Source organism: Chryseobacterium sp. VD8, assembly GCF_037149975.1.
GTDB classification, from domain to species: domain Bacteria; phylum Bacteroidota; class Bacteroidia; order Flavobacteriales; family Weeksellaceae; genus Chryseobacterium; species Chryseobacterium indicum.
This window is the reverse complement of sequence record NZ_JBBCQL010000236.1, coordinates 1-6999: the sequence shown is the minus strand read 5'-3', so window position 1 is coordinate 6999 and position 6999 is coordinate 1. Positions and strand designations below refer to the sequence as shown.

Below are 6999 nucleotides of genomic sequence, written 5' to 3'. Positions count from 1 at the left end.
CCAGCTTTAAAACCGCTTCTTCACTTTCAGGGTGTGCAATTAATTTTGCATCCGGATTATCTGCCAGTTGTTTTGCAATTCTTTCCATAGAAAATGCTTCGTGAACGATGCAGCTTCCGTCCCAAAGAATCATATCGCGTCCTGTTTTCTGAGATAAATATCTTCCTAAATTTTTATCCGGTGCAAAAATAATCGGACGGTCTTTCGGTAAGGCTTCAATTACCGTTTCAGCATTTGAGCTGGTAACAATAATATCACTTTCCGCTTTCGTTTCTGCATTACAGTTGATGTAGGTTGCCACCAAAGCATTCGGATGCTGTTCGCGCATTTTTCTCAAACCTTCTCCGGAACATCCGTCTGCCAATGAACATCCTGCCATTGTATCGGGAAGAACTACTTTTTTAGTCGGATTCAGAATTTTAGCCGCTTCCGCCATGAAATGAACTCCGCAGAAAACAATCATATCTGCATCCGTATCTTTTGCCTGTCTTGCCAGTTGCAGAGAATCTCCCAGAAAATCAGCAATATCCTGAATGTCTCCGGGTTGGTAATAATGCGCCAGAATAACGGCATTTTTTTCTTCTTTCAATTTAAGAATTGCCTGTACAAGCTCTTCTCCTTGAGGAATTGCTATATCTTTTATATCCAGAAATCCTCTTACAGGAATCGCAGATTTAGCTTTTTCTAATGTTTCGGTACTCATATCAACCTCAATGTTTTAGAATCAGAAATTAAAAAATAGGAATTAAAAATTAGAATTTTGACGTTGTTTAATAAACCTCAAGCTTCCCGTTTCCATCATCCGGTCTTTAACTTCCAATAAAATTTTTTATTAAACTTTCTATTTCTTTTTTTGCTTCGTTCAGATCGCTGTTAATGACGATTTTATCAAATTCTTTTGCGTAAGACATTTCTTCTTCTGCTTTTGCCACACGCGTTTTGATGGTCTCTGCATCATCTGTGTTCCTTGAGATCAATCTTCGTTCCAATTCTTCAATGGAAGGTGGTTCAATGAAAATCGACAAAGCCTGTTCTCCGAAATATTTCTTTAAGGAAATTCCGCCTTTTACATCAACATCAAAAATAACCACTTTTCCTTCGTTCCAGATTTTTTCCACTTCGGATTTTAATGTTCCGTAGTATTTGTCGGTATAAACCTCTTCAAATTCTACAAAAGCATTTTCAGCAATCTTCTGTCTGAATTCGTCGGGTGTTAAAAAATGATAATCCACTGCATGAACTTCACTGCCTCTCGGCTGTCTTGTTGTACATGAAATCGAAAACTGCAGTTCATTAAAAACTTCCAGAGAATGCTTTACCAATGTTGTTTTTCCGCTTCCTGAAGGTGCTGAAAATATGATAACTTTATTGTTCAAAGTTTTTAGTTTAAAGTTAAAATCTATTATTCAAAATTATTTTGCTTATCCAAAGTTTTTAACATTGAATTTTAAATATTAAACTTTGAATTTAAAGCACATTTAACGTCTGTTCTTTAATCTTCTCTAGATCATCCTTCATCATCACCACGAGTTTCTGAATTTCCGAATGATTGGCTTTGGAACCTAATGTGTTGATTTCACGACCAATTTCCTGAGAAATAAATCCAAGTTTCTTACCGTTGAAATCTTCATTGTCCATTACTTCCTTGTAATATTTCAAATGCTGGGAAAGTCTTACTTTTTCTTCTGAAATATCCAGTTTTTCTGTAAAATAAGCCATTTCCTGATAGAAACGGGTTTCATCTACATTCTCAAACTCTTTTAAAGTTTTCTGATAACGCTCCTTCACTGCCGAAATTCTGTCTTCTTCGAACGGAATGACCTCACCTAAGTATTTATCAATATTCTGAATATTTCTTTCAAGTTCTTCATGCAAAATTTTACCTTCCGTTCTTCTGAATTCTTCAAAACGGTCAACCGCAGCATTCACAATTTTTGCCAAAGCTTCCCATTCGCCTTCGGATAATTCGTCCGGTCTTGAAGTAATCGCATCCGGAAGCCTCACTGCCATTTTCAGATATTCGAAATCGGGTCCGTCTGAAGCGATGTTTTTCAGCTCCTTCATGTAAGAATCAATTAAGCTTTTATTGATTTTCACATCATTGGACTCTTCAAGATTTTCTATATTGATGTAGCAGTCTACTTTTCCACGGATTATTCTGTCGTTCAGAATTTTTCTTACCTCAAATTCCTTCTCTTTATATCTCAAAGGAATTTTGATATTTAAATCGAAGCTCTTGCTGTTCAGGGATTTAATATCGATGGTAATTTTTTTACCTTCAAAAACGTCTTCGGCTCTACCAAAGCCGGTCATTGATAAAATCATAGTTTTTTATTGTCTTACAAAGATAAACATTTAAGTCTATAGTTTTGCTAATGTTGAAAGCTGGAAGAGGGAAGAGGGAAGAGGGAAGAAGGAAGAAGGAAGAAGGAAGAAGGAAGCGGTAAGATTGTTGTGGATATTATTGAATACCGATTTTAACTTCCATATTCGTTCTTCCATCTTACAGAAAGTAAGTCTTTAGTAGTAGGAAAGTTTATTTGAACCATTAAGATTTAATTTACGGAGTTTAGAATATTAAGGTGAGCTCTGCTTTAAGTCATAATATTTTTTAAAAATCTATTTGATTCTTAATTGTACTTAACTTCTAAATTAAATCTTAATGGTTTCTTTTAGAAGAAAAAAGTTCGTGCAATGATTTTGTAAATTTTTAACTGCCTAAGAAACATGGAAATATATTGTCTTTTTTTCGGTAAAATAGAATTCACTCATTTTCGTAAATTAGCACGGTGAAAAAGAAAAATTTAATTTCTGTTGTAGGCCCCACCGGAATTGGTAAAACAAGACTGGCAATTGATCTGGCAAAACATTTCAGCACAGAGATTGTTTCGTGTGATTCGAGACAGTTTTTCAGGGAAATGAAAATCGGAACGGCTTCACCGTCTGCTGAAGAACTTGCCGAAGCACCTCATCATTTTATCGGAAACCTTTCTGTTGAAGAATATTATTCCATCGGACAGTATGAAGAAGATGCCTTAAAAAAAATCAGTGAACTTTTCGAAAAACATGATACCGTCATTTTAGTTGGTGGAAGCATGATGTATGAAAAAGCAGTGATTGAGGGATTGAATGATTTGCCTGAAGCGGATGAAAACAATCAGAAAAAATTACAGGAAATTTTCGAAAACGAGGGAATTGAAAAGCTTCAGGAAATTCTGAAAGAGCTTGATCCCGAATATTTTGCCATAGTAGATTTTCACAATCACAGAAGACTTTTACGGGCTATCGACGTGATTTGGCAGACGAATAAAAAATATTCTGAACAAATTGCTGTTTCGCAGGATTCCAGAGATTTTAAAACCATCCGGATCGGAATTGAAGCACCGAGAGAAGAGTTGTACGACCGGATTAACAGGAGAGTGGATATCATGATGGAAAAAGGCTTGCTGGAAGAAGCAAAAAGTCTTGAGAAATTTAAACATCTCACCGCTTTGAATACGGTTGGCTATTCCGAATTATTTAAATATTTTGAAGGAGAATGGGATCTTGATTTTGCCGTTTCCGAAATTAAAAAAAACAGCCGAAGGTACGCAAAACGCCAATTGACTTGGTATCGGAAAGCGGATGATATTCATTATTTACAGTTGGGATATTCGCAGGAGGATTTTGATGGTTTGATAGATTATATTAATGAGGAATTTCAAAAATAAATCTTTTTGAACCATTAAGATTTTGAATAAGAGGTGAAGAATATTGAGTTGAGCTTCGCTTTTAGTATAATATGTTTATTAAATCTATTTTATTTTTCTTAATTAAACTTAACTCCTTAAATGTTCTTAATGGTTCAAAATTTTCGCAGATTGTCATTCTGACGAAGGAAGAATCTCTACGAAGATATTATAGATTCTTCACTCCATTTCTGAACTACGTTCGTAGATTTTTAGTCTATGTCCAGAATGACAATGCGAGTGGTTAAAAAGTTTAATTTAAACAAAAAAATGCAGCCCCGAAAGACCGCATTCCATTAACAATATAATTTTAATTTACTACTTCCAACCGCCTCCTAAAGCCCGGTATAAATCTACAATACTGCTCAATCTCTGTCTTTTTACAGACGCCAGATTAAGTTCTGCCTGTAAAGAATTTCCCTGAGCTGTTATCACTTCTAAATAATTTGCCATTCCGCCTTTGTACAGCATTTCGGCACTTTTGATTCCGTTTTTTAAGGTTGCCACCTGTTCCGTTGCTTTTTGTTCCTGAACTTTTAAACTCTCATTGGAAACCAAAGCATCAGAAACTTCTCCCACCGCATTTAAAACCGACTGACGGAACGCCAAAACATTTTTCTCTCTCTGAATTTTAGCCACATTTAAATCTGTTTTCAATTGTCTTTTCTGGAAAATCGGCTGAGTCAATCCTCCCAAAACAGAACCGAACAATGAAGCCGGAATCTGAAACCAGTTATCAATTTTAAATGAATTGACACCGCCATTTGCCGTAATTTTCAAGGAAGGATACATATTTGCCTGCGCAATTCCTACCATAGAATTGGATTCCAGCAAAACCAATTCCTGCTGACGGACATCCGGACGACGGCTTACCATTGCTGCGGGAAGTCCTGCCGAAATATCCTGAGGCAAAGAAGTTTCAGACATTTCAATCGTTCTGCTGATTTTTCCCGGATTTTCACCCACTAAAATACTCAATGCATTTTCCTGAATGGCAATATTTTGCTCCAATTGTGTAATCAAAAGTTCAGTCGATTGTTTCTGAGCCGTTGCCAGTTGAACGCCTAGAGAAGTGGTATCACCGCTTTGCCATAATTTTTCTGTAAGGGAAAGCGTCCGGTTGTTGAGTTCTAGATTAGATTGGGCGATCTGTAATTGTTTATCCAGCATCAACAGATTGTAATATCCCTGTGCAATGGCTGCAACAACCTGTGTCTGAATGGCTTTTGTTGCTTCGTAAGTCTGCAGATACTGCATTTTTGAAACTTCCTGCTGATTTTTAATTTTGCCCCAAATATCTGCTTCCCAAGACAAATTGAATGCTGCATTGTAATCTTCAACATAGCTTTTTCCTAAGAATAGGTTTAAACTTTGTCCGTTCATGCTGTTTTTGGAAGGCTTGGAAATCTGTGCGGAAACTCCGAAACCAACATCGGGATATTGAAGATATTTTGCCTGTTTTAATTTCTCCTGTGAAGAAGCAACCTGTTTTAAAGCTATCTGTAAATCGTAGTTGTTTTTAATTCCTTTTTCGATTAAGTTTTGCAGCATCGGATCGCTGAAAAACTTTCTCCATTCCAGGTTCGCTACACTTGCTGTATCTGCTGTTGCGGTATATTTAAAAGTTTCGGGAAGCTCCGGTTCAGGCTCCTTGTACGCCAGTTTCGACACACAGGAGACTGAAACCAAAGCCAGTCCAAAAGTGATGATAATATTTTTTATTCTTTTCATAAAGGTTTAAATTTTAATGGAGTACAAAACTTTGAGAAATCCTTCAAAGCAGTTTCTACTTTTTGTTTTGAAATTTTTTAACGCAAAGGAAAATTTTTGATATAAAATATTTAAGAGAGCAAAGATTTAATCAATGAAATTGATTTTAAGAAGCGAACTTTTAATCATGCAGCTTCATCAGCGACTTGTCGCTTTCTTTGCTTCTTTAAAAATATTCGTAATTAATAATAAATCTTTGCGTTTAAATTCCTGTTTGAAAATCTCAAAGTTTTGTCAATCATTTATTAATGAGCTGCTGCTAAAAGTTCTGCCTCCAGTTTCTGTCTTTGAAGTCTTTTCTTTTTTCTGCTCGGCATTTTTTCATGTAAATACTGGAAAATCACAAACATCACAGGAATAATGAATACTCCGAATACAACTCCGGTTAACATTCCGCCCACAGTACTCATCCCGATTGAGTGGTTACCTTTTGCGGAAGCTCCCTGAGTCCAAACTAACGGCAGCATCCCGATGATGAATGCAAACGAGGTCATTAAGATCGGTCTTAAACGTAATCTCGAAGCCTGAAGTGCAGATTCCAGTAATGATCTTCCTGCATTTCTTCTCTGAACAGCAAATTCCACAATAAGGATTGCATTTTTCGCTAATAATCCGACCAGCATGATCAATCCAACCTGAACGTAAATGTTATTATCAATTCCAGCCAGTCCCGTGAAGGCAAATACTCCGAAAATACCAGTAGGAATCGTTAAAATAACGGCAAACGGAAGAATGTAACTTTCGTACTGAGCTGCCAGTAAGAAATAGACAAACAAAATACTCAGCATAAAGATAAATGAGGTCTGTCCGCTTGTTTTAATCTCTTCACGGGTGATCCCTGTCCATTCGTACCCATAACCTCTCGGAAGTGATTTCTGTGCTACTTCTTCCACTGCCTTAATTGCATCTCCGGTACTGTAACCCGGCTTCGGTGTTCCGTTGATTGTTACGGCATTGAAAAGATTGTTTCTGGTCACCGTTTCAGGTCCGAAACTTCTTTTTAAAGTCACCAATGTTTTTACAGGAACCATTTCGCCGGATTTATTTTTAACATAAATTCCTTCAAGAGAATTCGCATCGGTACGGTAAGGAATATCCGCCTGAGCCATTACTCTGTAGTATTTTCCGAATCGGTTGAAATCCGAAACAAAGCTGCTTCCGTAATAAATCTGCATCGTCTGCATCAATTCTGTAATTGAAACTCCAAGCTGATTGGCTTTATCATTATCCACCTCAATCGTGAATTGTGGATTTCCTGCTGCATACGTTGTAAACGCGAAGGCAATTTCCGGACGTTTCATCAATTCTCCGATGAAAGCCTGAGTGTTGGTTCCTAATTGTTCCAAAGAGCCGTTCGTTCTGTCCTGAAGCATAAATTCAAAACCGGAAACGTTACCAAATCCCTGAACAGTAGGAAAATTGAAGAAGAATGCATTGGCATCTTTCACCTGCGAAACTTTCCCCGTTAATCCTGCTGCAATCTGATCGGGATCACTGATTT

The 6999-nt window shown here is 36.9% G+C and carries 6 protein-coding genes; 1 reads left to right on the top strand and 5 read right to left on the bottom strand.

The window, feature by feature from the left end; translation table 11 throughout:
- The 3 genes from nadA to WFK35_RS19050 form a co-directional block, all read right to left on the bottom strand.
- A partial coding sequence (gene nadA / locus WFK35_RS19060; protein ID WP_336733914.1) for a quinolinate synthase NadA occupies positions 1-703 on the bottom strand: 703 nt, incomplete at its 3' end.
- Positions 704-809: 106 nt separating this feature from the next.
- Positions 810-1376, bottom strand: coding sequence for a guanylate kinase (gene gmk / locus WFK35_RS19055; RefSeq protein WP_336733912.1), 567 nt, complete (start codon positions 1374-1376; stop codon positions 810-812).
- Between the two features lie 91 nt (positions 1377-1467).
- A complete protein-coding gene (locus WFK35_RS19050; RefSeq protein ID WP_302715958.1) occupies positions 1468-2325 on the bottom strand; it encodes a YicC family protein in 858 nt (285 codons plus the stop codon).
- A gap of 464 nt (positions 2326-2789) precedes the next feature.
- On the opposite strand from WFK35_RS19050, the gene miaA reads away from it, so the two are divergent.
- Entirely contained in the window at positions 2790-3710 is a 921-nt protein-coding gene (miaA, locus tag WFK35_RS19045; RefSeq protein ID WP_336733910.1) for a tRNA (adenosine(37)-N6)-dimethylallyltransferase MiaA, read from the top strand.
- A gap of 336 nt (positions 3711-4046) precedes the next feature.
- Here miaA and WFK35_RS19040 read toward each other — a convergent pair whose 3' ends face one another.
- Together WFK35_RS19040 and WFK35_RS19035 are read right to left on the bottom strand one after the other, a co-directional pair.
- A complete protein-coding gene (locus tag WFK35_RS19040; protein ID WP_336733908.1) occupies positions 4047-5459 on the bottom strand; it encodes an efflux transporter outer membrane subunit in 1413 nt (470 codons plus the stop codon).
- Between the two features lie 284 nt (positions 5460-5743).
- On the bottom strand, positions 5744-6999 hold a 1256-nt coding region (locus WFK35_RS19035), incomplete at its 5' end, for an efflux RND transporter permease subunit (RefSeq protein ID WP_336733906.1).